Source organism: Celeribacter baekdonensis (assembly GCF_900102315.1).
Lineage (GTDB): Bacteria > Pseudomonadota > Alphaproteobacteria > Rhodobacterales > Rhodobacteraceae > Celeribacter > Celeribacter baekdonensis.
In genome coordinates this window covers 75,652-100,403 of the sequence record NZ_FNBL01000011.1, presented here as the reverse complement: position 1 = coordinate 100,403, position 24,752 = coordinate 75,652, and the positions used below count along the sequence as shown (strand labels likewise).

23 protein-coding genes, 1 pseudogene and 1 riboswitch are annotated in these 24,752 nt (G+C 58.7%); of the genes and pseudogenes, 6 read left to right on the top strand and 18 right to left on the bottom strand.

The genetic code is table 11. The annotated features are described in order from the left end of the window. Positions 1 to 8: 8 nt before the first annotated feature. Positions 9 to 1,970, bottom strand: coding sequence for a tripartite tricarboxylate transporter permease (locus tag BLT54_RS16405; RefSeq protein WP_425429339.1), 1,962 nt, complete (start codon positions 1,968 to 1,970; stop codon positions 9 to 11). A 134-nt stretch (positions 1,971 to 2,104) separates the two neighbouring features. Beyond that, entirely contained in the window at positions 2,105 to 3,205 is a 1,101-nt protein-coding gene (locus tag BLT54_RS16400) for a Bug family tripartite tricarboxylate transporter substrate binding protein (RefSeq protein WP_143026861.1), read from the bottom strand. A gap of 130 nt (positions 3,206 to 3,335) precedes the next feature. On the opposite strand from BLT54_RS16400, the gene BLT54_RS16395 reads away from it, so the two are divergent. Together BLT54_RS16395 and BLT54_RS16390 are read left to right on the top strand one after the other, a co-directional pair. After that, positions 3,336 to 4,007, top strand: coding sequence for a response regulator transcription factor (locus tag BLT54_RS16395; RefSeq protein WP_074646370.1), 672 nt, complete (start codon positions 3,336 to 3,338; stop codon positions 4,005 to 4,007). Then, on the top strand, positions 4,004 to 5,377 hold the full coding sequence (locus tag BLT54_RS16390; RefSeq protein ID WP_083351875.1) for a sensor histidine kinase: 1,374 nt from the start codon (positions 4,004 to 4,006) through the stop codon (positions 5,375 to 5,377). Before BLT54_RS16395 ends, BLT54_RS16390 begins: the two co-directional genes overlap by 4 nt. Before the next feature lie 66 nt (positions 5,378 to 5,443). Here BLT54_RS16390 and BLT54_RS16385 read toward each other — a convergent pair. The 15 genes and pseudogenes from BLT54_RS16385 to BLT54_RS16315 form a co-directional block, all read right to left on the bottom strand. Then, a pseudogene (locus BLT54_RS16385) lies at positions 5,444 to 5,759 on the bottom strand (IS6 family transposase); the annotation flags it as partial. 225 nt (positions 5,760 to 5,984) lie between these two features. Beyond that, positions 5,985 to 6,719, bottom strand: a complete 735-nt coding sequence (gene thiD, locus BLT54_RS16380; RefSeq protein WP_245708038.1) for a bifunctional hydroxymethylpyrimidine kinase/phosphomethylpyrimidine kinase — start codon at positions 6,717 to 6,719, stop codon at positions 5,985 to 5,987. Positions 6,720 to 6,727: 8 nt separating this feature from the next. Next, the gene (locus BLT54_RS16375) at positions 6,728 to 7,639 is read right to left on the bottom strand and encodes a HesA/MoeB/ThiF family protein (RefSeq protein WP_074646368.1); all 912 of its coding nucleotides are present in this window, start codon (positions 7,637 to 7,639) and stop codon (positions 6,728 to 6,730) included. Then, complete coding sequence (locus BLT54_RS16370; RefSeq protein WP_074646367.1) at positions 7,636 to 8,241, bottom strand: thiamine phosphate synthase; 606 nt, start codon at positions 8,239 to 8,241, stop codon at positions 7,636 to 7,638. The genes BLT54_RS16375 and BLT54_RS16370 overlap by 4 nt, the downstream gene beginning before the upstream one ends. Next, positions 8,238 to 8,999 (bottom strand): thiazole synthase, encoded by a 762-nt coding sequence (locus tag BLT54_RS16365; protein ID WP_074646366.1) that lies wholly within the window; start codon positions 8,997 to 8,999, stop codon positions 8,238 to 8,240. The genes BLT54_RS16370 and BLT54_RS16365 overlap by 4 nt, the downstream gene beginning before the upstream one ends. A gap of 1 nt (position 9,000) precedes the next feature. Further along, entirely contained in the window at positions 9,001 to 9,198 is a 198-nt protein-coding gene (gene thiS, locus BLT54_RS16360) for a sulfur carrier protein ThiS (protein ID WP_074646365.1), read from the bottom strand. Next, complete coding sequence (locus BLT54_RS16355) at positions 9,188 to 10,123, bottom strand: FAD-dependent oxidoreductase (protein ID WP_074646364.1); 936 nt, start codon at positions 10,121 to 10,123, stop codon at positions 9,188 to 9,190. The genes thiS and BLT54_RS16355 overlap by 11 nt, the downstream gene beginning before the upstream one ends. Beyond that, the gene (gene thiC / locus BLT54_RS16350; RefSeq protein ID WP_074646363.1) at positions 10,120 to 11,919 is read right to left on the bottom strand and encodes a phosphomethylpyrimidine synthase ThiC; all 1,800 of its coding nucleotides are present in this window, start codon (positions 11,917 to 11,919) and stop codon (positions 10,120 to 10,122) included. Before thiC ends, BLT54_RS16355 begins: the two co-directional genes overlap by 4 nt. A 123-nt stretch (positions 11,920 to 12,042) precedes the next feature. After that, positions 12,043 to 12,174, bottom strand: a riboswitch (TPP riboswitch). Between the two features lie 171 nt (positions 12,175 to 12,345). Further along, positions 12,346 to 14,007, bottom strand: coding sequence for an AMP-binding protein (locus BLT54_RS16345; protein WP_074646362.1), 1,662 nt, complete (start codon positions 14,005 to 14,007; stop codon positions 12,346 to 12,348). Positions 14,008 to 14,082: 75 nt separating this feature from the next. Next, positions 14,083 to 14,952, bottom strand: a complete 870-nt coding sequence (locus BLT54_RS16340) for a transporter (protein WP_074646361.1) — start codon at positions 14,950 to 14,952, stop codon at positions 14,083 to 14,085. 52 nt (positions 14,953 to 15,004) lie between these two features. Further along, positions 15,005 to 15,541 carry a flavin reductase family protein gene (locus tag BLT54_RS16335; RefSeq protein WP_074646360.1) on the bottom strand — a complete coding sequence of 179 codons (537 nt, stop codon included), beginning with the start codon at positions 15,539 to 15,541 and terminating at the stop codon, positions 15,005 to 15,007. Positions 15,542 to 15,552: 11 nt separating this feature from the next. Continuing rightward, positions 15,553 to 16,980: a carboxylesterase family protein gene (locus BLT54_RS16330; protein ID WP_176832906.1), complete on the bottom strand. Its 1,428-nt coding sequence runs from the start codon at positions 16,978 to 16,980 to the stop codon at positions 15,553 to 15,555. Between the two features lie 10 nt (positions 16,981 to 16,990). Next, positions 16,991 to 18,178: an acyl-CoA dehydrogenase family protein gene (locus tag BLT54_RS16325; protein ID WP_074646358.1), complete on the bottom strand. Its 1,188-nt coding sequence runs from the start codon at positions 18,176 to 18,178 to the stop codon at positions 16,991 to 16,993. Next, positions 18,175 to 18,591 (bottom strand): nuclear transport factor 2 family protein, encoded by a 417-nt coding sequence (locus BLT54_RS16320; protein WP_074646357.1) that lies wholly within the window; start codon positions 18,589 to 18,591, stop codon positions 18,175 to 18,177. Before BLT54_RS16320 ends, BLT54_RS16325 begins: the two co-directional genes overlap by 4 nt. A 153-nt stretch (positions 18,592 to 18,744) precedes the next feature. Further along, a complete protein-coding gene (locus BLT54_RS16315; RefSeq protein WP_074646356.1) occupies positions 18,745 to 19,173 on the bottom strand; it encodes a cupin domain-containing protein in 429 nt (142 codons plus the stop codon). A 225-nt stretch (positions 19,174 to 19,398) separates the two neighbouring features. Between BLT54_RS16315 and BLT54_RS16310 the strand changes: the two genes are divergently transcribed. Continuing rightward, positions 19,399 to 20,400, top strand: a complete 1,002-nt coding sequence (locus BLT54_RS16310; protein ID WP_074646355.1) for an AraC family transcriptional regulator — start codon at positions 19,399 to 19,401, stop codon at positions 20,398 to 20,400. A 76-nt stretch (positions 20,401 to 20,476) separates the two neighbouring features. On the opposite strand, the gene BLT54_RS16305 is transcribed toward BLT54_RS16310, so the two are convergent. Next, complete coding sequence (locus tag BLT54_RS16305; RefSeq protein WP_074646354.1) at positions 20,477 to 20,896, bottom strand: acyl-CoA thioesterase; 420 nt, start codon at positions 20,894 to 20,896, stop codon at positions 20,477 to 20,479. Positions 20,897 to 21,286: 390 nt separating this feature from the next. Between BLT54_RS16305 and BLT54_RS16300 the strand changes: the two genes are divergently transcribed. From BLT54_RS16300 to BLT54_RS16290, 3 genes are read left to right on the top strand one after another with little or no spacing between them, the layout of a single operon-like run. After that, positions 21,287 to 23,569 (top strand): bifunctional salicylyl-CoA 5-hydroxylase/oxidoreductase, encoded by a 2,283-nt coding sequence (locus BLT54_RS16300; RefSeq protein WP_074646353.1) that lies wholly within the window; start codon positions 21,287 to 21,289, stop codon positions 23,567 to 23,569. Further along, positions 23,566 to 24,309: an SDR family NAD(P)-dependent oxidoreductase gene (locus BLT54_RS16295; protein ID WP_074646352.1), complete on the top strand. Its 744-nt coding sequence runs from the start codon at positions 23,566 to 23,568 to the stop codon at positions 24,307 to 24,309. The genes BLT54_RS16300 and BLT54_RS16295 overlap by 4 nt, the downstream gene beginning before the upstream one ends. Further along, positions 24,306 to 24,746 (top strand): acyl-CoA thioesterase, encoded by a 441-nt coding sequence (locus tag BLT54_RS16290; RefSeq protein WP_074646351.1) that lies wholly within the window; start codon positions 24,306 to 24,308, stop codon positions 24,744 to 24,746. Before BLT54_RS16295 ends, BLT54_RS16290 begins: the two co-directional genes overlap by 4 nt. Positions 24,747 to 24,752: the final 6 nt, after the last annotated feature.

The window sequence follows — 24,752 nt, the reverse complement described above, 5'->3', positions numbered from 1 at the left end:
ATGTGGGATCAGCGGAAGGGCCACGGCAGATCGAGATAGGACTGCGCCAGACCCGAGGGGAAATTGAGCGAGAGCATCTTGGCGATCAGCAAGATAAAGCCCGCCGCTGCCGCCGTCATGATCAGCGTCTGAAGGGGCTTGGCCCGCGCCCTCACGTGCAGGAACGCCACGAAGAACAGGATCATCGCGAGGTAAAAGCCGATCAGCGCGGAGGCCAGAACCAGCCCGCCGATCCAAAGCGCCCCGCCCCAAAGCCCACCGATTCCGGCTTTGCCGACCGTCTCACCATCCAATTCACTGTCGTAATGCGAGACGTGACCACGATGCCCGCCGATCAGTTCCGGCAGTAGCCAAAGGGCCATCGCCAAACCCACCACAGCCACGGAGGCGGGGAAGACGGCGGCAAGGAAACTTTGGTCAAGCGCATCCTTCAGCCCGACGATCAAAAGTCCGACGATCATCAGCGCAAAGACGATTTGCGGAGCACGGCTGGTCCAACGGCCTTCGTGTTCGTCGGTATCTTTGGCCGCCGAAACGACATGTCCGGTGTCATCCACGCGTTTGCGGATACCAAAGATCACCGAGGCGAGTGTCAGCAAACCGATGATGATCACGCCCGGACGGGTCACGAAGGACCAATCGTAGAACTGCACCGCTTGATACAGATAGGTTTCGGATTGCGGGGCCAGCACGAAGCCGATCAGCATCGCAGGGCGCGGCCAAGCGAAGCGTTTCATCAAAATGCCAAGCAAACCCAGAGACAGGAGCGCCAAAAGATCACCAATGTCGCGGGTCGCCTGGAACGCGGCAAAGCAGATGAGCGTGATCATGAACGGTGCCAGCAAGGGAAAGCGGATCTGGGTCAGGCGCGAGATCGGGATTGCGAGCAAAAGACAGATTCCTGCGCCCATCACGTTGGCAAGCGCCAGGGACCAGATCACCGAATAGGTGATATCGAGGTTTGTGGTGACCATCGCAGGTCCGGGTTCCATGCCCAAAAGCACCATCCCGCCCAAAAACACCGCCATCGACCCCGATCCGGGAATGCCGAACAGCATCGTCGGCAGCAAAGCCCCGCCCTGCATCGCGTTGTTCGCACTCTCGGGGGCCACAACACCGCGCGGATCGCCTTTGCCGAAATTTTCAGGGTTTTTGCAGGTCTGGACTGCGTGCCCATAGGCGATCCAGTCGACCACCGAACCGCCAAGCCCGGGAATGGCGCCAATCATACAGCCCATGCCCGAACAGCGGATGGACAGCCAAATGTTGGAATACCAATCGCGAAATCCCTTTGCCCAGCCAGAGCCAAGCGGCGGGCGATCCGAAATCGAGGCGTTGCGGCGCAGAAGATCGGAAATCTCGGGGACGGCAAACAGACCAAGACCAATCACGACAAGAGGAATGCCGTCGTACAGATAGCCCAAGCCAAAGGTCATGCGGAACTCACCCGTTGCGGGTGCTCCCCCCATCGAACCGATCAGCAAACCCACCGCACAGGCCGCGAGACCTTTTGCCAAAGAACGCCCGGCCAAAACCGCCACCATCGACAGGCCGAACAGCGCCAGCATGAACAGCTCAGCCGAGCCGAACATCAAGATCAAGGGCCGCGCCACAACGACAAAACCAGTCAGCACGACGGCCCCGAATATCCCGCCAAACATTGACGAGATAAAAGCCGCAGACAGCGCCCGTGCCGCTTGGCCTTGGCGGGCAAGTGGGAACCCGTCGAGCACCGTCGCTTGCGAGGCCGAGGAGCCGGGAATCCCCATCAACACGGAAGAGAACGTATCCGATGTGGGGATCACCGCAACGAGGCCGATCAGCATCGCCAGAGCAGAAATATCGTCCATCCCGTACAGGAAGGGCATCAACAAAGAGAGGCCGGCGATGCCGCCCAATCCGGGGATCACCCCGATTACGAGTCCAACTGTCACGCCGATGAGCATGTAAAGCAGATGGTCGAAAGTCATAAGCGCAGAGAGCGCTGCCAATAGGGTATCGGCCACGGGGAAGTCCTCCGGGGAAATTCAGTGTATATGTGTGGGGAAAGGGGGGGGTGACGGCAGACTTGCGATCACCCCCGACGTTTGACCCGGCTTTGGGGTTATTCGCCGAGCTTCACGCCATAATGCGCGCCGAGCATATCGACGACATTCTTGCGGTTTTGCGGCGAAATGGTCGTGCCCATTTCAAACAGCCCTTCTGCTTTGCCGCCTGTGACCTGCTCGTAGGACCCGAGGACAGCTTGTTTATTCGCCAGATATTCGGGATCTTGCTTCATTGTCTCAAAGGCCACGTTGAAAGCCGCCACGATATCGTCTGGCGTGTCCTTTGGCAGAATCGCCATTTTCTGAGCCGGGAACCCCGCGATGAAGAAGGCCACAAAGGCATCGTAATCGTCGCCTTCGGGTGCCATGCCCGTCAACATCTCATAGGCTTCGGGGAAGCTCGGGATATCCGGGAAGTTCGGGTCGCGGACGATATTGCCAGCCTCGTCCAACACCCCCCAAGAAAACAGCGGAACAGCTTGTCCGGCCTCGACCAAAGGCAGCACGTTTTTGATGTAGGCCGAGGAGGTTTGATAGTCGATGTTCGTTTCACCACGTTCAAACGCCAAACGGCCATCGCCGCGCCCTTTGAACCCGAACACATGCTGCACATCCAAACCCATAAGTTTGAACCCAAGCAACGGCACCAGATCAAGCGAGGTGGCCCCTTGGCTTGCATATGTGAGCTTTTGATCTTTCAGCTTTGCAAGATCTGCCACGGTTTCAACGCCGGTTGACGGCGAGGTATAGACCACACCGCCGGTTGGCGCGGCCATGGCGATTTTCCAGTCTTTATATTCGTATTTGACGCGCGGATCACCGAGCAGATACGGGAATTGCGTAGACCCCGAGGTCCCAAGCAGGGTCAAGCCGTCGGGCTTGGCGCGCACAGCAAACAGGTTTGCCCCTTTTGTCGATCCACCACCGGGCTCGTTGACGACAACAACGGTCGGCTGACCCGGCAAATATTTAGACAGCAAAGGTGCGTTGAACCGCGCCCATGTATCCGATCCGCCACCCGCCGAGAACGGAATGATCCATTCGATTGTTTTTCCAGAAAAATCCACTTCGGCCCAAGCCGGCGATGTCATCATCGCACCAGCGGTCGCCAAAGCCATGCCCAACGCTTTGCGGCGGGTCATTTTAAAATCGGTCACGTGTCGTCCTCCCATTCTGCATTTTTGATCGCCGATGTTTAAGCGATCACAACGCCCTTGCTTTCTCCTCTCAAGCGCGCCTTGTTAGGGTTATAGCCAGCCAACCTGTCCAAATCCTGTCCGAGGCGAAATGCGTATTGCAATCATCGAAGATAATGAGAATTTAGCAAAGGGAATAAAAAATTCCCTTGAGGATCAAGGCCTTGGGGTGAACTGGATCGCGAACGGAATTGATGGCGCTGCGTTCCTGCGCCAAGAGAACCCTGACGTTGCGATCATTGATGTCAACTTGCCGGGACAGGATGGTCTGTCGATTGTGCGCGAAATTCGTCAGCGAGGTGATACGATTCCGGTGTTGATTCTGACTGCCATGGGCAAGACATCCGAGCGGGTGATGGGGCTTGAAGCGGGGGCGGACGACTATTTGGTGAAGCCTTTCGAAATGGCGGAACTGATCGCAAGAGTGCGCGCCTTGGCCCGCCGCAGGCCGATTTTGCAATCCCCCACAACAGAGATCGGCGCGCTCCGTTATCACTCTCAAAGCCGCACATTACAGGGTCCTGCAGGGGATCTGGAGCTGCCACGGCGTGAGTTGGCCCTGTTCGAATGCCTGCTCGACAACCGTGGCCGGATCATCTCGCGCGACCGGATCTCTGACACGCTCTATGGCACCGGTGCCGAGATTGATTCCAATGCGATTGAACTTTTGGTGTCGCGACTGCGGCGCAAACTGGACGGCTCCGGTGTTCTCATTCGAACCGCCCGCGGCCTTGGCTATATGCTTGACGAGGAAAAACCGTGAAACTGCGCCTCCGCCGTCTGGCCCTGCGCGAGCGCCTGTTTTTGATGATTGTTGCGCCGCTTGTGCTGGTTGCGATTCTTGCAAGCGTTGCGCGGTATCTCCAATTCACCAATGTGTCGCGGCAAGTCTATGACAACACCCTCTATTCTATCGCGCTCACGATCTCCCGCGATGTGATGCAGTCGCAGGGTGACATGCTCACGATCCAGCTTTTGAATGCCATGACAAGCGCCTTGGGAGATGAGATATTCTACCGCGTCACGGGGCCGAACGGGGCCTATGTCACCGGCTATTCCGATGCCCCGATTTCCTCCTTTTCTACCGCACTGGCACCGGGCAAACCCAACTACTATGACAGCGTTGCCAATGGCGTCCCGGTGCGCGCATTGATCATGCAGGACTATGTGAACGAGAACGGCGGCAAAGGATTGGCGACGGTTGAGGTCTGGCAGACGGTTTCGCAGCGAAAGGCACTGAGCCATGATCTGATCTTTCAAACCATGCTCTATTTCGCGATCCTGGTCTCGACCGCGGCTTTGACAGTCTGGTTCGGGATCACTTTTGGCTTGCGGCCTTTACGCGAATTGGAAGGGGCCATTTTGGCCCGCACCCCCGATGATCTCAAGCCAATCCGCCGATGGGTGCCAGAGGAGCTGACCACCCTCGTCGAGGCGATGAACAGCCTGTTCACCCGGCTCAACACCGCCTTCGCCCTGCGCGACGCCTTCATTTCGGACGCAGCACATCAGGTGCGAAATCCGATTGCCGCGATCCAAGCGCAGGCCGAGGCGGCGATGACCGCCCCGACCGAGAAGGTTTTGCGCGAACGCATCGCCGATGTCGCGGATGTGGCGCGCCGGACGGGTCGGCTGACCCATCAGCTCCTCTCAATGGAACGTGTCAGAGGTCGCAAAATGCGCAGCCTCGCAAGCCCAATTGATATTGCCACAGCGGTCGAGGACACGACTCGCAGTTTCGCAGAGCGGGTGATCACGCAAGGTGTGGCGGTGATCTACGAGGTGACGGGAGAGCGGCGATGGATACAGGCGGACAGCATTTTGATCAACGAAGTGCTGATGAACCTGCTCGACAACGCCGTGACTTACGCGGGAGAAACCCCGACCATCACCGTCACCCTGCGGTTTCTTGCGACTGAGGTTTGGCTTGAGGTTGCGGATGACGGGCCCGGCATCTCCGATCCCCTGCGCGAGAGGGTCTTTGATCGGTTTTTCCGCGCCGACCCCGACACGTTGCAAGGATGCGGCCTGGGCTTGGCAATCGTGCAAGACATCGCGCGAAGCCACAACGGTCGCGCCATCGTCCTGCCCGACACCGAGGGATGTACCATTCGTGTCATCCTGCCGAATTGAAAACCAATGGTGTTGCCACGTTTGGTTGAGTGGCACGCATCTTTGGCTTTTGCCTCCTGACCCCACTGAAAGCATGAAATCAAGGGTTTGGCCATCCCGATCCACGGCCCGATAGAGGTAGGTCCAGTTGCCTTTAACCTTGATGTAGCTCTCATCCATCCGCCAGAATGTCGCCGTGGGCCGCGTCCTCGCCTGCGCTTGTACCGCAATCAGTGGCGCAAACTTTACCACCCAACGGTTCAGCGTGACGTGGTCGACCTTCACCCCGCGCACGGGCCATGGCCTCTTCGAGATCGCAGTAGGAAATGGCATGGCGGAGAGAGAAAAACACCACGTACACCATCACAGCCTTCGGATAAGGCACACCCTTGACATCGACCATTCAAAACCCCTGCCCACAACCACTTGACGCTGCCACACAATGCTGCAATGCAGAATTTTATGGCGCAACTATTGCGCAGTTGCAGCATCGCCCCTATCTTAAGTCATGTGATCGGGTCTCCTCCTCCCTGAACCGGTCCGGAACATTGGCGGCGTCCCCTCCTCCCGGATGCCGCCTTTTCTTTTCTGGTGGAGAAAAACATTTGGCGTTACCCGCCCGGCGATGTCACAACCTCGGCTGGGTCGCCACGTCACGCGCCAACACCAACTCACCATGGACATGGTGTTTTGCTGCGGTGATCGCATCAACAAGGCTGGCACCCTGTGCGATATGAACCGCGATGGCACTGGCCAATCGGCACCCGGTCCCTCTGAGCGTGGCGTCAATCCGCGGCGCTGTGAAGGCCACAACCGGGATGTCTCGGCGATACAGGTGATCGACGCTGGCGGTGCCTTGCGCATGTCCCCCCTTGACCAGAACCCCCCCACATCCCCGTTGCAAAAGTCGCTCGACACAGGCGCTATGATCGCCCTCCGGGACGCCGAGGCGGTGCGCCAAAGCGACCAGTTCCGGCACGTTCGGTGTCAAAAGGTCGACCTTTGGCAACAGCCGTTCCAACAAGGCGGTGACCCCAGGGTCGTCCAGCAACATGTGACCCGAACTGGACATCAGCACCGGGTCCAGAACGCAAGGCGCACGGGGCAAAGTGGCGGCAACCGCCTCGACGATGCCCACCGTGCCCAACATGCCAATTTTGACCGCGCTCACCGGACCGGCGATGTCGATTTGATCCGTCACAACCTTGGACGGGACGGCGTGCACGGCGGTGACGGCGTGGTCGCTTTGGGCGGTCACCGCCGTGACGGCAACGCGCGCAGTACCGCCAAGCGCGTGCACCGTCGCACTGTCGCGCAACACCCCCGCCCCGCCGCTTGAATCCAGACCTCCGATGCAGAGCACGGCCCCGCTCACTGCCCATCTCCAACGATGGCAACCCGGTGATGCCCAAGCGCAGCACATCGTTTGGCCTCCCGCCATGCCCGTAGACCAGACGTACAGACAAAAACCACGCGCTGTCCCGGCGCGGGGTGTGGGTCGGCTGCGGCGCGACCCCGCAGGTCGATGACCAAATCCTCCGGGACGATATGCGCGGGGGCCAAAATTTCCGGCACCGCATCCGGTTCTGGCGCGCCGTCAAAGCGAAACCCGCTCACATGCCACTGCGCCAGATCGAGCGACAAAAGCTGTCCCAAAGGCGAAGGCTTTAGGCCCAACAGAACCGACAGCGCCATCTGTGCCTGAAGCGCGCCGAGCATCGCGACGACCGGCCCCATCACGCCCGTGTCCGAACAGCTTCCAAGCCGGGCGGGCAGGTCGGGAAACACCGCGCGCAAACTGGGCGCGCCACCGCAAAATCCGCCAACATAGCCCTGACGCGCCAAAACCGAGGCGCTGATCAACGGGCGTTCAGCCGTAAGGCAGAGATCGGAGAGCGCATAGCTTGTGGCAAAACTGTCGGCGGCATCGACGATCAGATTCGCCTGCGCCATCAGATCGGGGGCATTGCCCGGATCGAGCCGGGTGACATGGGCGATAAAGAGCCCCTCGGGGTTGAGCGCCGCAAGACTGTGTGCGGCAGCTTCGGCCTTGGGTTGGGTCAGATCAGACATGCGAAACAGGGTCTGACGGTGCAGGTTGCTTTCCTCCACGTGATCGGGATCGACGATGTCGATCTGCCCGACCCCCGCCCCGGCCAAAAGCGGCAAAACGGTGGACCCAAGCCCGCCCGCCCCCACCATCAAAACCCGCGCAGCGGCCAGCCGGGCCTGACCTGCGGCTCCGATTTCGGGTAGGATTTCCTGCCTTGCATAGCGGCTCATCGCCAAGCCTCCGTGGCCCTGATCCAGTCGCAACAGCGCGCCTCGGGATCAGGTGCCTGTGCGATATCCGTCACCACGGCGGCACTGTCCGCCCCGGCGGCAAACAGCCCCGGCAATCGTTCGGTCGTCAGCCCGCCGATCCCGACCAGCGGCACGTCGCCCGCCACGCGTTTCCAATCGGTCACACGATCCAGCCCTTGCGGCCCCCATGGCATCGTTTTGAGGAGCGTTCGATAGACCGGACCAAGCGCCACATAGGCCGGATCAAACGACAGTGCGCGCTCAAGCTCGGCCTCATCATGGGTGGACAGGCCAACGGCAACCCCCGCACGACGCAGCGCGGCAAAATCCGCGCTGTCCATGTCCTCTTGACCCAGATGAACAAAGGAACAGTTGAGATCGAGTGCCGCTTGCCAGTGATCGTTGATCACAAGCTGGGCGCGATGCACGGCGCAAAAGTCGCGGGCACGGCGGATTTGACGGCGGATTTCCGCATCCGACTGATCTTTGATCCTAAGCTGGACGAGGCGAACCCCATGGGGGACGAGCAATTCGATCTGACTGACATGGCCCACGATCAGGTAAAACGGATCAAGTCTCATGCCAGCAACTCCGCCATGCCAAACACCGGCGTGGATGCCTGGGCCATATCGCGCGCAGGCATGAGGCCCGCCTCCCGTGCCAAACGTCCCGCCGTGATCGCCTGAGCAAAGGCCCGCGCCATCGTCACCGGGTCAAGCGCCTTGGCCACGGCGGTGTTCAACAGCACCGCATCAAAGCCCAGTTCCATGGCCAGCATCGCCTGAGATGGCGCGCCGATGCCGGCGTCGATCACCAAAGGCACCTGCGGGAAATGCGCCCGCATGGCGCGCAGCCCACCAATGTTGCGCAGCCCCTGCCCCGAGCCAATCGGCGCACCCCATGGCATCAACACGCGACACCCGGCCTCGATCAATTTCTCCCCGACGATCAGGTCTTCGGTCGTGTAGGGAAAGACATCGAACCCCTCCGCACATAAAATGCGGGCGGCTTCGACCAGTGCAAAAGGATCGGGCTGCAACGTGTCGGCATGGCCAATCACTTCGAGCTTGATCCAAGGGGTGCCAAACAGTTCGCGCGCCATATGGGCGGTGGTCACGGCCTCGCGCACCGTATGGCACCCTGCGGTGTTGGGTAAAATCCGGCAACCGCTGTCCTGAAGAATGTCGCGAAAACCCGTGCCCCCCGGCCCTTCGCGGCGCAGCGAAACGGTGATAACTTCCGCGCCAGAGGCCGAAATGGCCGCGCGCAGCACCTCGGGCGAGGGGTATTGTGCCGTGCCGAGCATCAAACGGGTGTTGAGGTCTGTGCCGTAAAACATTCTATCCTCCCTGCATCGGCGCAAGGAGTTCAACCTTTGCGCCTTGGGTGAGCGGGGTCGATGCCCGCGCAGCGCAGGGCACGAACCGCCCGTTGAGCGCGGTGGCGACCGCCGCCGCCTCCACACCGGTTTCCACGATCAAATCGGCCAGTGTCGGCGCAGCCGTCTCATAGGATGCACCGTTCAGATCAATGCGCATGGGCCGGCTCCTTTGCCAAAACGGACACAAGATCAAGGGCGAGCGCCGGCGCCATCAAAAACCCGTGGCGGTACATGCCATTGACGTGGATCACATCGCCGACATGCCGGATGGCGGGCAGATTGTTTGGAAAGGACGGGCGCAGCCCCGCCGCCGTTGTGATGACCTCGCCCTCCGCGAAACCGGGGTGAACGGTATAGGCCGCCGACAGCAATTCCATCACAGCCCGCGCCGTGATGCCGCCCGCATCATCGCTTTCGACCATCGTGGCCCCGACCATGTAACGCCCCGCGCCGCGTGGCACGATATAGACCGGAAAGCGCGGATGCAGCAGGCGGATGGACCGGGTGAGCGCCACATCCGGGGCGTGCAGTTCCAACATCTCACCACGCACAGCACGCAGATCGCGCAAAGCCGCGCGGGCCGCGATCCCCGTGCAATCCACCACGCGCCCGCGCGGGGCGCCGTCGCGAAACGCCACTCCCACCGCCAAAAGCCGCCTGCGCAAGGCGGTGAGCGCAGCGCGGGGATCGAGATGCGCTTCTGCCGCAAAGAAAAGCCCACGCGCAAATCGCCCTGATACTGCGGGTTCAAGCGCCTCGGGCGCAACCCAGCCATGCCCGCGTGTTGCGCGCGCAAAGCGGTCCAGTTCCCCCGCATCGCGCGGCGCGGCGAGCACAAGCGTCCCGCGCCGCACCACATCAGGGACATGCGCGGTCCACCAATCCACCGCCGATTGTCCGCGCGTGACGATCACCTCGGGGGCGCTTTCACCCTCGCAAAAGGGCGCAAGCATCCCCCCCGCGAGCCATGAGACGGGGGGCGGGCTGTGTTCGGGCGCGATCACTTCGATTTCATGCCCCGCCTCATGCAGCGCGGTGGCAACGCACAACCCCACCACGCCCGATCCCAGAACCGAGATCATTCCGCCGGTTCCTTCGCGCTGTCGTCTGTCGGCAGGTAAAGTGCGCCACCCTCGCGGAATTTTTCGGCCATGGCCACCATGCCGTTCTGCTTTTCGGCCTCGGCGCGGATGTCATGGGAAATCTGCATCGAACAGAATTTCGGCCCACACATGGAACAGAAATGCGCCACTTTATGCGCCTCTTTCGGCATGGTTTCGTCATGCATTTCGCGCGCGGTGTCGGGATCAAGACCGAGGTTGAATTGATCCTCCCAGCGGAATTCGAACCGGGCGCGGGACAGCGCATCATCGCGCAACTGTGCGCCGGGATGACCCTTGGCCAGATCGGCGGCATGGGCGGCGAGTTTATAGGTGATGACCCCGGTTTTGACATCGTCGCGGTCCGGCAGGCCAAGGTGTTCCTTAGGCGTCACATAGCACAGCATCGCCGTGCCGAACCACCCGATCATCGCCGCACCGATGGCGGAGGTGATATGATCATAGCCTGGCGCGATGTCGGTCGTCAGCGGCCCGAGCGTGTAAAACGGCGCTTCGTGGCAATGTTTCAACTGCTCGTCCATATTGGCCTTGATCTTGTGCATCGGCACATGGCCGGGGCCTTCAATCATCACCTGACAATCCTTGGCCCAAGCGATTTTCGTGAGTTCCCCAAGCGTGCGCAACTCGGCGAATTGCGCGGCGTCATTGGCATCGGCGATGGAACCGGGACGCAGCCCGTCGCCCAGCGAAAAGCTGACATCATAGCGCCGGCAAATGTCGCATATCTCCTCGAAATGCTCATAGAGGAAACTTTCACGGTGATGATGCAAACACCATTTCGCCATGATCGACCCACCACGCGACACGATCCCGGTCACCCGTTTGGCGGTCATCGGGATCATGTGCAGCCGGACACCGGCGTGAATGGTGAAGTAATCGACGCCCTGTTCGGCCTGTTCAATGAGCGTGTCGCGGAACACCTCCCATGTCAGGTCCTCGGCAATCCCACCGACCTTTTCGAGCGCCTGATAGAGCGGCACGGTGCCAATCGGAACCGGCGCGTTGCGGATGATCCAATCGCGAATGTTGTGGATGTTGCGGCCGGTGGACAGGTCCATCACCGTATCCGCGCCCCACCGGATCGCCCAAACCATTTTTTCCACCTCTTCTTCCATCGAGGAGGTAACGGCGGAATTGCCGATATTGGCGTTGATCTTGACCTTGAAATTGCGGCCGATGATCATCGGTTCAAGTTCACGGTGGTTGATATTGGCGGGAATGATCGCGCGGCCTTCGGCGATTTCCTGGCGAACAAATTCTGGGCAGACCAGATCGGGCAACTCCGCCCCCATCGGATCGCCATCGCGGGTATAGGCCGCCATTCGGCCTTCGTTTTCGCGAATGGCAACGAATTCCATTTCAGGCGTGATCACCCCGGCTTTGGCATAGGCCAACTGCGTCACGGCGCGCGTGCCAACGGCGCGCAGCGGATCGCGGCGCTTCGGGAAAGCGGGGGTCAAGCGGGTGCCAGTCACAAAGCCGTTGTCGGCATCTGTCACCACCCGCCCCTCATACTGTTCAATGTCTCCGCGCGCCTGAAGCCAGCCGCCGCGCACATCGGCAAGCCCTTCGGAAATCTCGATCTGCACCGCCGGGTCGGTATAGGGGCCGGAGCTGTCATAGACCCGCAATGGGGCCTCGCCCGTCACCGAAATCTCGCGCAGCGGCACGCGCAGCTCATGGATCTGGCCATGAAGATGAATTTTTTGTGAGGCGGGCAAAGCCCCTGTGGTGATTGTCGGGATCGTGTCTTTCATTTCGGTCTCCTCATAACGATGAGACCCAAGTGAAACGGGTAGCAGACATGGACCACCGCCCATGCGCGCAAACGCAAATGGGCCAAGCGGCCCGAAAGGACCGCCCTCGTGATAGAGGTGTACGGAAATGCCCTTCGGTCTTCCTACGCCAGCATCAACTGGGTCAGGTTCTAAGGGTCGCGTCACCTCGGGTGGGGGTTCCCCACCGTCAATCAGCCTCTCAGTCCCTTGGGCGGGACTCCCCTGACGTAGAGGTATTAACGAAATGCCGGGGCGTGCTGTCAACCAATAAGTTTACTCGCGAAATGGCAGGTTGGCTTGCACGTCCCTGTCACCCGCTGATGCGGGGAACAACTTTTCTAAGTTATCTCATTGAATATACGACTGATCCAACAGAGAAAAAACAGGGAGGACGCCACGGGGCTCTCAATCGGGTGCATCCTCATTCGGAGTGAATGCGCCCGCACAATCCTCGCTTTGTTTCAACCGAAAGCGTTGGATTTTGCCGCTTTCCGTTTTCGGCAACGCAGTGGTGAAAATCACGGAACGCGGATATTTATAGGGCGCAACGGTCGCCTTGACGAATTCCTGTAATTCCATGGCGGTGCTTTCATTGGCCGCCACGCCATCCCGAAGCACAACATGCGCCTGTACGATCGCACCGCGGGCCTCATCGGGGACACCGATCACACCGCATTCCAAAACATCCGGGTGGGCCAGCAAGGCGGATTCAACTTCGGGACCCGCGATGTTGTACCCGGACGACACAATCATATCATCCGAGCGCGAGGCAAAGTGGAAGGCCCCGGCTTCGTCTTGAGTGAAAATATCGCCGGGGAGGTTCCACCCATCTCGCACGAACGTCGTCTGCCGTGCATCCTCTAAGTAACGACAGCCCACCGGACCTTTCACGGCCAAATGACCGGGCGTGCCACGCGGGACTTCGTTCATCTCATCATCGACAATTTTTGCGATATAGCCCGTAAGCGGTGTGCCAGTGGAGCCCGGTTGTGCCGAGCCAAATCGGTTCGATATATAGATGTGAAGCAACTCCGTTCCGCCAATCCCATCGAGGATTTCGCGGCCCGTTTTATTGACCCAGGCTTCAAAGACCGGCGGTGGCAACGTTTCTCCGGCAGAGACTGCACAGCGCAAACTTGACAGGTCGGCCCCCTCTTCCATGGCCAAAAGCATGGCCCGATAGGCGGTGGGTGCGGTAAAACAGATTGTGGCCTTATGCCGCTCGATGATCTCAATCAACTGCGCCGGCCCCGCCTGTTCAAGCAAGACCGCAGAGGCCCCAAAGCGCAGCGGGAAGATCGCCAAACCGCCAAGACCAAAGGTAAATGCCAAAGGTGGCGATCCGACGAAAATGTCATCGGGCTGCACATTGAGCACCTCTTTGGCATAGGCATCCGCGATCACCAAAAGGTCTCGGTGAAAATGCATCGTCGCTTTGGGCACGCCGGTCGACCCGGAGGTAAACCCCAAAAGCGCCACATCATCGCGCCCGGTTTTGACCCAAAAGGGCTCCGTCGATTGACGGGCGGCCATGTGATCAAGAGCCCCATTGAACCCCGCCGTGCCGTCAAATGACACAACATGTTCCAAAGTTGCGCTATCGCCCAAACAGGCCTCAAGTTCATCCAACATCCGCAGATCGCACAGCGCCAATTGCACCTGTGCCTTGTCCAGATATTGCATCAACTCTTTCTTGCGCATCATAGGCATGGTGTTGATCACAACCGCCCCCGCCTTGGTCGCGCCAAGCCAACAGGCCACAAGCGCGGGCGTATTGGCCGAGCGGATCAAAATGCGATGCCCCGGTTTGATCCCATAGTCTTCGACAAGAGCACGGGCGATTTGACTGCTCCACTGGGCCAGTTCCGCATAGGTGCGACTGCGGCCTTGACCGACCAAGGCGACACGATCGCCAAAGCCCTTTTCGACCATCCGGTCGGTGAGCTCATAGGCCGCGTTCATGTGGTCGGGATAGGGGAAAGCGTCTAGCAAATAGTCGGGTTGGTCTTCGGGTGCCGGAAGATTGTCCCGGCAAAACGTGTCTACATGTGCGCTAGGTCCAAGCATTCTTGGTCTCCATTGGGGTAAGGGCGGCAAAACGCGTCAGTGGCGCGCGGCAACGCCCGCGCGCCGTTGGTCCGATCAGAACAGTTTGAGAAAGCGGATTTCCGCGACAACGTCGTTTTTGAACCCGTCTTCCACATTGAGGTCCTTGGCCAACATGCCCTGCACTTGAACGGTCGGGCTTAAAAAGCTGTTGGCATAAACGCGGACCTGATCGCGGCGCGTTTTAAGGCCCGAATAGACACCGTCATAATTGATATCGCCGCCAAATTGGCCGGAATAGCCGACAGAGAGCGATTTGGTTTGGCCAAATTGTTTGCGAAAGGCGACCTGCACCTGAGAGGCGGGATCGCGCGACACCTCCACGCCGCTTTCGGTATGATCCATGCTCAAGGCGACGTCTGCGATGGCATCAAGATAGACACCATTGCCCAGTCCCTGAATGAGCGCGACTTGTGGGGTGAACACCCATGTCCCGCCGCCCAAAGAGACTTCGCCAAACTCATAAGACCCGCTTGGAGCGGTCAAAAATGCCGTGACACCAACCGTCGTTCCGGTTTCCGGGTTGGAGGGTTTGACGGGCCAATAACTGGCCCCGAATGTCAGGTCTCCAAGGCCTTCGGAGGTGGGTTGTGCCGCCCCGCCGATCTGAGCCGTTTCAAAACCACCCATCGGCAAAACCATTTGAAACAAAACCGGCTCATTGCCGATCTGAGTGTAGTGCAACCCCCGCAAAACCGCGACATTGGCGGTGACCTCAGAGGCGGGCACATCAACCCCGCCAAAGTTCAACTCCGTCGCTCGGGAATGCTGGAGGTAAAGCAGGCCGACAGTGGTGCCAGACGGCAGAATGGCGTAATCGCCCGGCGCGACGTCAACGGCCAATGCTGGCAAAGCGGCGCAGGTTGTGAGTGCCCCAAGAACGAGGCTGTGTGCGAAGTGTTTCATGAGAGATCCCTATTGGTCAGATGTTGAACTATGCTGGCTTTTTGATGCCAGCTTATGAGGTGAGTGATGGACCGTTCCTGCGGTCTTCTTGCCCAAGGCCTCGCCAACGCCGATCCAGATAAACCAGCGTTTGGGAGCCTTGGGATGTCGTCGCGCCGGCACAGACACCTTCAAGCAGCTGTGCCGTCACAAGCGTCGCCGCCTCAAGCGGCAGGCGCGTTTGGATTTCGCCCCGAAACCATGTGCCAATTTGGCGATAGCGTGGCTCCCCCGTCGGCAGAGTTTCCCAATCGCTGTCTGCGCCAAAACGGGCTTCTCCCGGCCTGGCGCAGAGACTGGCCAGATCAAGATCCTCGTAGCGTGGGAAATGGATCACCACGGTCTGTGCCGTCAAAAGAGCGGCAGCGGTGCCGGACTGATTGGACAGCGAAAAGGCAATCACCGGCGGCACGGCACTGACGGAAATCAGGGAACTGACCGTCATCGCAACGGGCCCCGTCTGTGTCATCGCCGTCAAAATCGCGACCCCTGCCGGATGATTGCGAAAGGCGGTGCGAAAGGCCTCGGCCATATCTGAAATGTCAGTCATCTGAACTCCTCTCAAAGGATGTGGCATTCGGTCGGGAGCGGCATCCCAAGGCGGCGTTTCAACGGCTGAGGATCATTCAAAACAAAGGCGGCCAAGTCCGCGCGCATCTCTTGGCTGAGGGCCTCGAAGGCCTCAGTGGACCAGCCGTCGAGCATCGGCGCGTCATGCCAATCTACGGGGTTTCCAAATTGGAATGGCAGATCGAAACAATGTGCCGCCCCGACGCCGGGCAGGTCGCTCCGTGCTGCGAACTGTCGTCGGATCACTTTGCGACCACACTCCTCCGCCGCCTTGGCAATGGCCTCTGCAAAGGCACCAAAGCTCAACCACGAGGCGCGGGCGACGGTTTCGGCCCAGTCCTCTGACCAGTCCTCTGACCAGCCCTTTGGACAGGCGTGCGACAGATTTGGCGGATCGGACTGGGCGCGCAGAGCCGAAAGGCGTGCGACATCCTGCTTTGATCCCGCTGCAAGCTGGGGCAAAAAGACGGACATCTCATGGTCTGTCACCCGCACATACAGCGCCGCGACATGCAGAGGCGTCTCCGCCGCCGCAACGGGCCAAACCGGCAAATACATCGGTGCCATCGCCCCAAGAGGCGACGTGTGACGCGACAACACCTCGGCACCTGCGCGCAACAAAGTCGTCTCTTGCGGTTCACCTTGGCACTGCATCTCCTTACAGCGCGCAACGGCGTCGCGGGTGAAGGTGCTGCGGTGCGTCGCACTCCAAGGGCTGATCTGTGGAATGCTCAAAAGCGCGAGCTGATCAAACAAGCCCCTGGCTTTTGACCACCCGGCCAAGGCCCAAGCATACCATGCCCCCGCCGATTGTCCGGCCAGAGTGATCCGATTGGCATCGCCGCCAAAATCGCAAATATGGTCTTTGACCCACTGCAATGCAGTGAGAATGTCCTCCATCGGGCGGTGATCGGTGGGGTCTTGATCCGCGTAAGGCGCATCCTCTTCGAGATGCCCATTGGGCCCAATCCGGTAGTTCAACGTCACCACCACCATGCCCTCCGCCGCCAAAGCCGCGCCACGATACCACCGTGCCGCGCCGCCACCACTGACCCAAGCGCCGCCATGCAGGAACACCATCACCGGAAGGTCAGTGCCGCCTTTTGGGGTCCAGACGTTGAGATAAAACGCCTCATCCGACTGCGGGTTTTCGCCAATGCCCGGCCCCATGAGGGCCTCAAGGCGGCTGGGGAGTTGTGGAAACACCGGAACCTCGGTCAGATGACGCACGCGCACCTGCCCTGTTGCAGGCGCAACGCGGGATCGGGGTGTGTCCGGTTTGGACAAGCGCCCATAGCGGATGCCGTAATACCATTCGACGCCGCCGCATGTGGTGCCTTTGGCCCCGGCACGCGACACGTCTTTTTGTGGCAGGGCGGCCCCGCCGCCCTGCATGTGAAGGTCAAATGGATCAGACACGGAACCGCCCTCAGACGAGCGGAGTCGGAGGGGAGACGCCAAGAAGACTCGCGCCGCCGATCTCATAGCACAGCGGGCTGGCCGCAATGGCATGGCGCGCGCCGGTGTTCACATCGCGCCACAGTCGACCCAGAGGGCTGAATTCGGCAAAGGTCGCGGTGCCATGCAAAGTGGCGAGATCGTTCATCACCTCACACAGATTGGCCGTGGCATGTGCGCCGTAATTGCGCACACGGGCACGATCCGCCATCGACAAAGGTTCGGTGCCAAGGGCCGCCGCATCAATCAAATCGGCTGCGGCCTGAAGGCTCATTTCCGCCGTGTCAATTTTGGCTTTGGCCGCCCCGATGGATTGAACAAAAGCCCCAGAGGTGTTTTGCGGGTGGTATTTGGAGTAGGTGATGGGGCGTTTGCCCGCCGCCGCAATCACATAGTCCAAGGCCGCCTTTGCCCCCCCAAGCGGGCCCGAAATGATCACGGTCGGGAACATTGAAACCGGCGTCAACCGCTGAAGGAAATGCGCCTCACCCGACATCTCAAACTCTGGACCAAGAATCGTGCCTACTGATGCGATTTGATCCGCTGGAACCAAGATATCTTTGGCAATGAAATTGTTGCTGCCGGTGCCACGCATCCCGATGCTGTACCATGTGTCCTTGATCGTGAAACTGTCCTTGTGCAACAGGACATAGCCCGGCGTTGGGTCCGCGCCTTCAGCCTCATACACATCCAATGCGCCGATGGCCCATTCAGAATTGAGGATGTTGGAGCCCCACGGCCATTCGCCGTTGATCCGGTAGCCTTCGCCCTCGCGTCGGGCTGTGTTGCCGGAATTGACGATCACGGAGGCCATGCGGACGGGTTTTCCACCCGCATAAACGCGGTTCCACGCCGTGTCCGGGAAGCGCATGGCAAGCTGGGCAGACACGCTTGAAATCACGGAAATCCAGGCGGAACTTGGGCAATACATGCCGATGGTGCTGGTGACATCCAACAGCATACGGGCTCCGCCCTCAAAGCCGCCATTTTGCGCCAGCGAGTTGATCCCAAAAACGCCGGTGGTTTCGAGCGCATCAAGGGAGGCCTGGGTGACGCGACGGCCTTTGTCAGTTTCGACGGCATTGTCGCGCAGGATCGGGCCGATGGCGTGAACTTTGGCGATGATCTCTTGGGTGATGTCTTTTTTATACGCGCTCATGCCGACACCTCCGCAAAGCCAAAGGCACCGTTGACGGCGGCAAGGTCCATGATTTCGCGCACATCGACAATCTTGCCGTCGCGCACGGTGAACACATCGACCAATTCAACGTCGAGGATCTGACCATTGTGCAAGGTCGCCGTTTCAGCCAGATGCAAAAAGCCCACGCCGGCGTCCTCGTCGGCATAAAGACCTTTTACGATCATGTTCAGCGTGCCGGGTTTGAAGGCTTCGCCCAAGCCACCGAGGAGTTCGCCAAAGAACCCGTCCCAACCAGAATAGGTCTTTGCGATCGGGCAGGTTTTGCCAACCACGGTCCATGTCACGTCTTCGGACATGATGTTTTTCAGGGCGTCGATGTCCTGAGTGCTATGCCCTTGCCAAAAGGCTTCGATGACAGATTTTACAGTCATTTTTAATGTTCCCTGTTGTGTGTTTGAGGTCTGTTGAGACACGTCGGATTGATCCCCGAAATGGCTTCGGGGCCCGATTTTGATTTTGATGTAGATGCGGGGACGCTCGTCTCAGCAGAGGCGCGCGTGGCCGTCTATCTGAGTTCGCACAGGTCAGACAAACCGAATTTCATGCTCTGCGCCAAGGCGGACGACTTCGGCCGGATCACTCATGCCATCAATGGCGACCATGTAATCGTACATCCGTGCGACCGGGGAGACGACAACCAACGCCCGCGCCAACGCGCCGGAGCGGTTGTGTAGGGAATGCGGGATACCCATCGGCAAAGTCACCGTGTCGCCAACCCCGGCTTTGATCACCTTACCTTCGGTTTCGAACTCCATCTCACCTTCGAGAATGTGCAAAATTTCATCCTGCGTATCGTGAACATGGGTGGGCACGAAACTGTCGACGTTGAATTCCGCATGCATAAGCATCGAGCTGTCCGACACATGCAGCGGCAAATAAGGCTCGCCCAAAATGGTCCATTTTTGGTTTTTAAAGCTCTCGCCCGAAGGGGTGATACCTTTGCTGAAGTCCATGATCTTTCTCCACTGTTGCGTGTTTTTAGGTCCAAAACACACGGTCTTAGGGATGTGATCTCTGTAGGGTTCTGCGCCAGAAAGCCCCTGTTTGACACGGTTTCTGGCGAAAGAGAGGATCACTTAAGCCCCTTGACGGAATGTGCGTTCGAGTGCCTTTATGTTTTAAGGTTGAAATGAATCAGCCGACGCGGATATCCGTTTTCTGCAGGGATTGTTCAGATCATGCGAAAAAATCACATTTCTGATGACAGCACGGCCGCTATTCCGATCGCTCGGCACATGCTGCTTGAAACGGACGATATAGATGAGGCCCATGCACAGGTCACCGAAGTGTTTTGCCCCCATAGAATCGATTTCTCAGGGCGCGGGCGGGACCTGTCCTTTCGACAAAGTTTTGCCTCCATGGGCAGTGTGGCCCTCAGCTATGTTCGATATGGCGCGGATGTGGAGATTGATGCGGGCGAGCCGGGCGACTGGTTTATGATCCACTCCACCGACCAAGGCCAATGTGCGATGCAGATCGGCGTACACGACGTACGAGCCACCACGGGAACCGATGTCGTCAGTTCCGCCACCACGCGGCTCAAGATGAAATGGATCAACAATTGCGGGCAATTGGTGCTCAAAATTGAACGCGCTGCCCTTGAGCAACATTTGCGTTTGATGCTCAATGATGACCTGCGCAGCCCGATTGAGTTTGTCCCAGATCCGACAGCGACCAGCACCTCAAGCTATCGCCGCCTGATTGAATTCACCGCCAGCGAGGCCGGACAGGCAGAAAGTTTTTTTCGCTCAGATCTTGGGTCGAAACATCTTGAAAATACGTTGATGACGGCGGTTCTGACCAGTTTTCGCCATAGCCATTCCGAACGTCTCGAAACGCGCGGCGCGCAGGCGGTTCCACGCCATGTGCGCTTGGCTGAGGAGTTCATTCGCACACATATTGAGGACCCGATCTCTGTGATTGAAATTGCGGCAGCGGCCTCTGTGAGTGTACGGACTCTGTTTGATGGCTTTAAACGGTTTCGAGGTACGACACCGATGGCCTATCTCAAAACCATCCGGCTTGAAGGCGTACGCAACGACTGTATCGCCGCCGGACCCGAAGCCTCGGTGACCTCAATCGCACTGAAATGGGGATTCACAAATCTCGGGCGCTTTGCGGACAGCTACCGCAAACGATATGGCGAACTGCCCTCCGACACGCTGCGACGGGGGAAGTGAGCGCCGATTTTAAGCGTTTCCGCCGGACTGCGCCCCCGACGGATCAGAGCGCGCAGTCACAGGCAAACGCCGTTGTTTACGCCGCCAGTTCGGGGTGAAGATATCTCTCCAACCCGGCGCGGCAATCATCGGGCCAGGGATGGGATTTGTGGTCCTTGGTCGAGGTCATGACAATAAGTTGCTCGATGGTCCAAATCACGTCCTCTCCGACCTTCACCACCGTGTATAAATCGAGAGAGGATTTGCCGATTTTGCGCACATGCACATTGAAATCGAGCACATCCCCGTACACTGCGGGTTTCTTAAATTCGATGGTCATTTTGACGCTGGGCAGACCCAAGTGGCGTTCGAACATCAGCTCTTTCCATGTCACCCCGAAAGAGGCGAACATGGCCTCATTCACATCGACCAACATGGACAGATAGGCCGGATGATAGGCGATGCCGGTGAGGTCACAATCACCAAAACGCATCGGCTTTGAAATCATAAAGGGCATAGGAATTCCTTTCAGTCGGGTGGTCGCAATGGGCATGCGCCGTATGTATAAAGATGGGCGGCCCGCCAAATCTGCGCCCTCTGTTATTGTTTATGTTTAAAATTTATTGCGATGTCAAACACCGGATGAATCGGATCGGATATGGGCCCTTTATCGGCAGTAACGCCCGAAAGATAGGACCTATAGCCCTAAAAATAAAGCCAGATGCGGAGAATAAATAAATTATTTAGCGTTTTACTTCAATACTTTAATCTAAAATCACAGGGCACAGTTTCGGCGCGCCTGTTCCATGTCTTACCTGTTGACAGAAAGCCTTGGTCAATTTAACTTTATATTTAAAATATATTGGAGGCGACACAGATCAGCCCCCTCAGTCAAAGGATGACAGCAATGAAGATAGCGATTCTCGGCGGCGGCCCTTCCGGTCTGTACTTTGCGATTTCGATGAAACTGCGCGATCCGAACCATGACCTCACCATCTATGAGCGCAACCGCTTCGATGACACCTTTGGCTGGGGCGTTGTGCTTTCCGATGAGACCATGTCCAATTTTGAGGACAATGACCCGATCTCCGAGAAAATGATCCGCGACAACTTTGCCTATTGGGATGATGTCAAAACGGTGCGCGGCGATGAGGCAATGACCTCAGGCGGTCACGGGTTCTGTGGCATCGGGCGTAAAAAATTGTTGCTGGTGTTGCAAGAACGCGCCCGCGCGCTTGGCGTCACCTTGCAATACGAAACCGACCTCACCGACGAAAAGATCGCCGAATTGAAAGAGGCCAACGATTTGGTGGTGGCCGCAGACGGCCTCAACTCCAAAACACGCACGATCTATGCCGACAAGTTCAAGCCAGACATCGACATGCGCCGGAACCATTTTGTCTGGCTCGGCACACATCAAAAATTCGACGACGCCTTCACCTTTATTTTCGAGAAAACCGAACATGGCTGGATCTGGGCGCATGCCTATCAATTTGACGATGACACGGCGACGTTCATTGTCGAATGCGGCCCCGAGGTCTTTAAGGCCTTTGGCTTTGACAGGCTGAACCAACAAGACAGTATCGCGCTTTGCGAAAAGATTTTTGCCAAACACCTTGGTGGCCATGCCTTGATGACCAATGCCAATCACATTCGCGGCTCGGCCTGGATTCAATTCCCGCGCGTCACCTGCGAAAACTGGTATTTTGAAAATGTCGTTCTGCTCGGGGATGCCTCCGCCACCGCGCATTTTTCCATTGGGTCAGGCAGCAAGCTTGGGATGGAAAGTGCCATCGCCTTGGCCGATGAACTCAACTCCGGTGCCCCGCTTCGGGACGCGCTGCAAACCTATCAAGACGAACGCAAACTCCAAGTGCTGCGCGTCACATCCGCCGCGCGCAATTCGACGGAATGGTTTGAAGAGGTCGATCGCTATCTGACCCTCGACATGATGCAGTTCAACTATTCCCTGCTCACCCGGTCCCAACGGATCAGCCACGAAAACCTGCGGTTGCGCGACCCGGAATGGCTGGCCTCGGCCGAAGCGTGGTTCCAGAAAAAAGCGGGCAGCAATTCGAACCGCAGCCCGATGTTCGCGCCGTTCAAGCTGCGCGAGATGGAACTGACAAACCGCGTCGTTGTCTCACCGATGGCACAATATAAGGCCGCCGACGGCATGCCGACCGACTGGCATTTTGTGCATTACGCAGAGCGTGCCAAAGGCGGGGCCGGGCTTGTGTTCACCGAAATGCTCTGTGTCTCCATGGAGGGGCGTATCACGCCCGGTTGCCCGTGCATCGGACCGGACCAAGTGCCCGCCTGGTCGCGTTTGACCGGTTTTGTGCATGCGGAAACCCCTGCGAAAATCTGTGCGCAAATTGGCCATGCTGGCCGCAAAGGGTCCACCCGTCTGGCGTGGGATGGGATCGACCAACCGCTCACAGAGGGCAATTGGGACCTCCTTTCTGCCTCAGCACTCCCGTTGATGGAGGGCAATGTCGTGCCCAAAGAGATGGACCGCGCCGACATGGACAGGGTCAAAGATCAATTCGTGACAGCGGTGAAAGCCGCGGCACAGGCCGATTTTGACATGATCGAAATGCACGCCGCACACGGTTATCTTTTGGCTTCCTTCATCTCGCCGGTGACCAACAAACGCTCAGATGAGTATGGCGGCAGCTTGGAGAACCGGATGCGGTTCCCGCTTGAAATCTTCCACGCGATGCGGGCGCACTGGCCCGAGGCCAAGCCAATGAGCGTGCGTATTTCGGCCCATGACTGGATGGGCGAAGAGGGCGTTCACCCCGAAGAGGCCGTCGTGATCGCGCAGATGTTCAAAGAGGCCGGAGCCGATGCCATCAACGTCTCCTCTGGCCAGACCGATAAAAAAGAACAGCCGGTCTATGGCCGTATGTTCCAAGTGCCCTTCTCCGATCGGGTGCGCAATGACATCCACGCGCCGACCTTGGTCGCGGGCAATATCTATGAGCCGGATCATGTCAATTCGATCCTGATGGCGGGGCGCGCCGATCTTGTTCTGTTGGCTCGTCCGCATCTTGCCGACCCTTACTGGACCCTGCATGCCGCCGTGGAGCTTGGGGACACTGAACAGCCTTGGCCAGCCCCCTATGAAGGCGGGCGCCGTCAGGCCAATACGCTTGCCGAACGCACGAAAGCGATGGCGTCATGAGTTTAGACGGGAAAGCGGCCTTTGTGACGGGGGGCGGTTCTGGTGTTGGGGCTGTCATCGCCATGCAACTGGCCCAAGCCGGAGCACAGGTCACGATTTGCGGTCGCCGTCGTGCGCCGCTTGACACTGTGGCCGCCAAACACCCGAACATCACGGCGATTGTCGCGGACATCACCGATGAGGCTGCGATTTCCGCGGCCATTGCCAAGGCGGCCCCCGATATTGTCGTGGCCAATGCCGGGGCCTCGGAAAGTGCGCCGTTTGCCAAAACCGACCTTGCCGCTTTTGAGCGGATGATGACGGTCAACCTCACCGGCACCTTTCTCACGCTGCGCGAGGGCATAAAGGCCATGCAGGGCAAGCCATGGGGTCGCCTCATTGCCATCGCCTCAACCGCCGGGATCAAGGGATATCCCTATGTGGCCCCCTATGCGGCGGCAAAACATGGCGTGGTTGGAATGGTCAAATCCGTGGCCCTCGAAGTTGCGCGCAAAGGCATCACGGTCAATGCGATTTGTCCGGGGTTTCTTGACACAGAAATGACCGAACGCTCGATCGCCAATATCGTCGAAAAAACCGGGCGCAGCCCCGAAGAGGCCCGCGCCTCTTTGGAGGCGACCAACCCCATGCACAGGCTCGTCCCGCCCAAAGATGTCGCCCGCGCCGTTCTCTGGCTCTGTTCTGAGGGCTCCGATATGGTCACCGGACAATCTATTTCAGTGTCCGGAGGTGAGACATGACCGAGACCTTTTCCATCCGCCGTCAGGTGGAATTCAATCACTGTGACGCCGCCGGGATCGTGTTCTATCCCCGCTATTTTGAAATGATCTCCTCACTCACCGAGCGATTCTTTTCGGATGCGTTGGATTTTAGCTGGGCCTCCATTGGCCTCCCTGAGGGCTACGGCACGCCGATGGGCAATATCGAGGTGCGGTTCCACGCGCCCTCACTGCTTGAGGATTGGTTGGAACTTTCGCTTCAGGTCGAACGGATCGGCCGGTCCTCTGCGACATTCCGCATCACCTGTGCCTGCGAGGGCGCGCGGCGGTTCACCTGTAAGGCCACCGTGGTTTACGCCAACATCAAGACTGGCGGCTCTGAACCCTGGCCCGAAACACCCCGTGCAGCCATGTCCCGCTACCTCACGGCCTCCTCCCAAAATGAACGCCAAGATTAAAAGCAA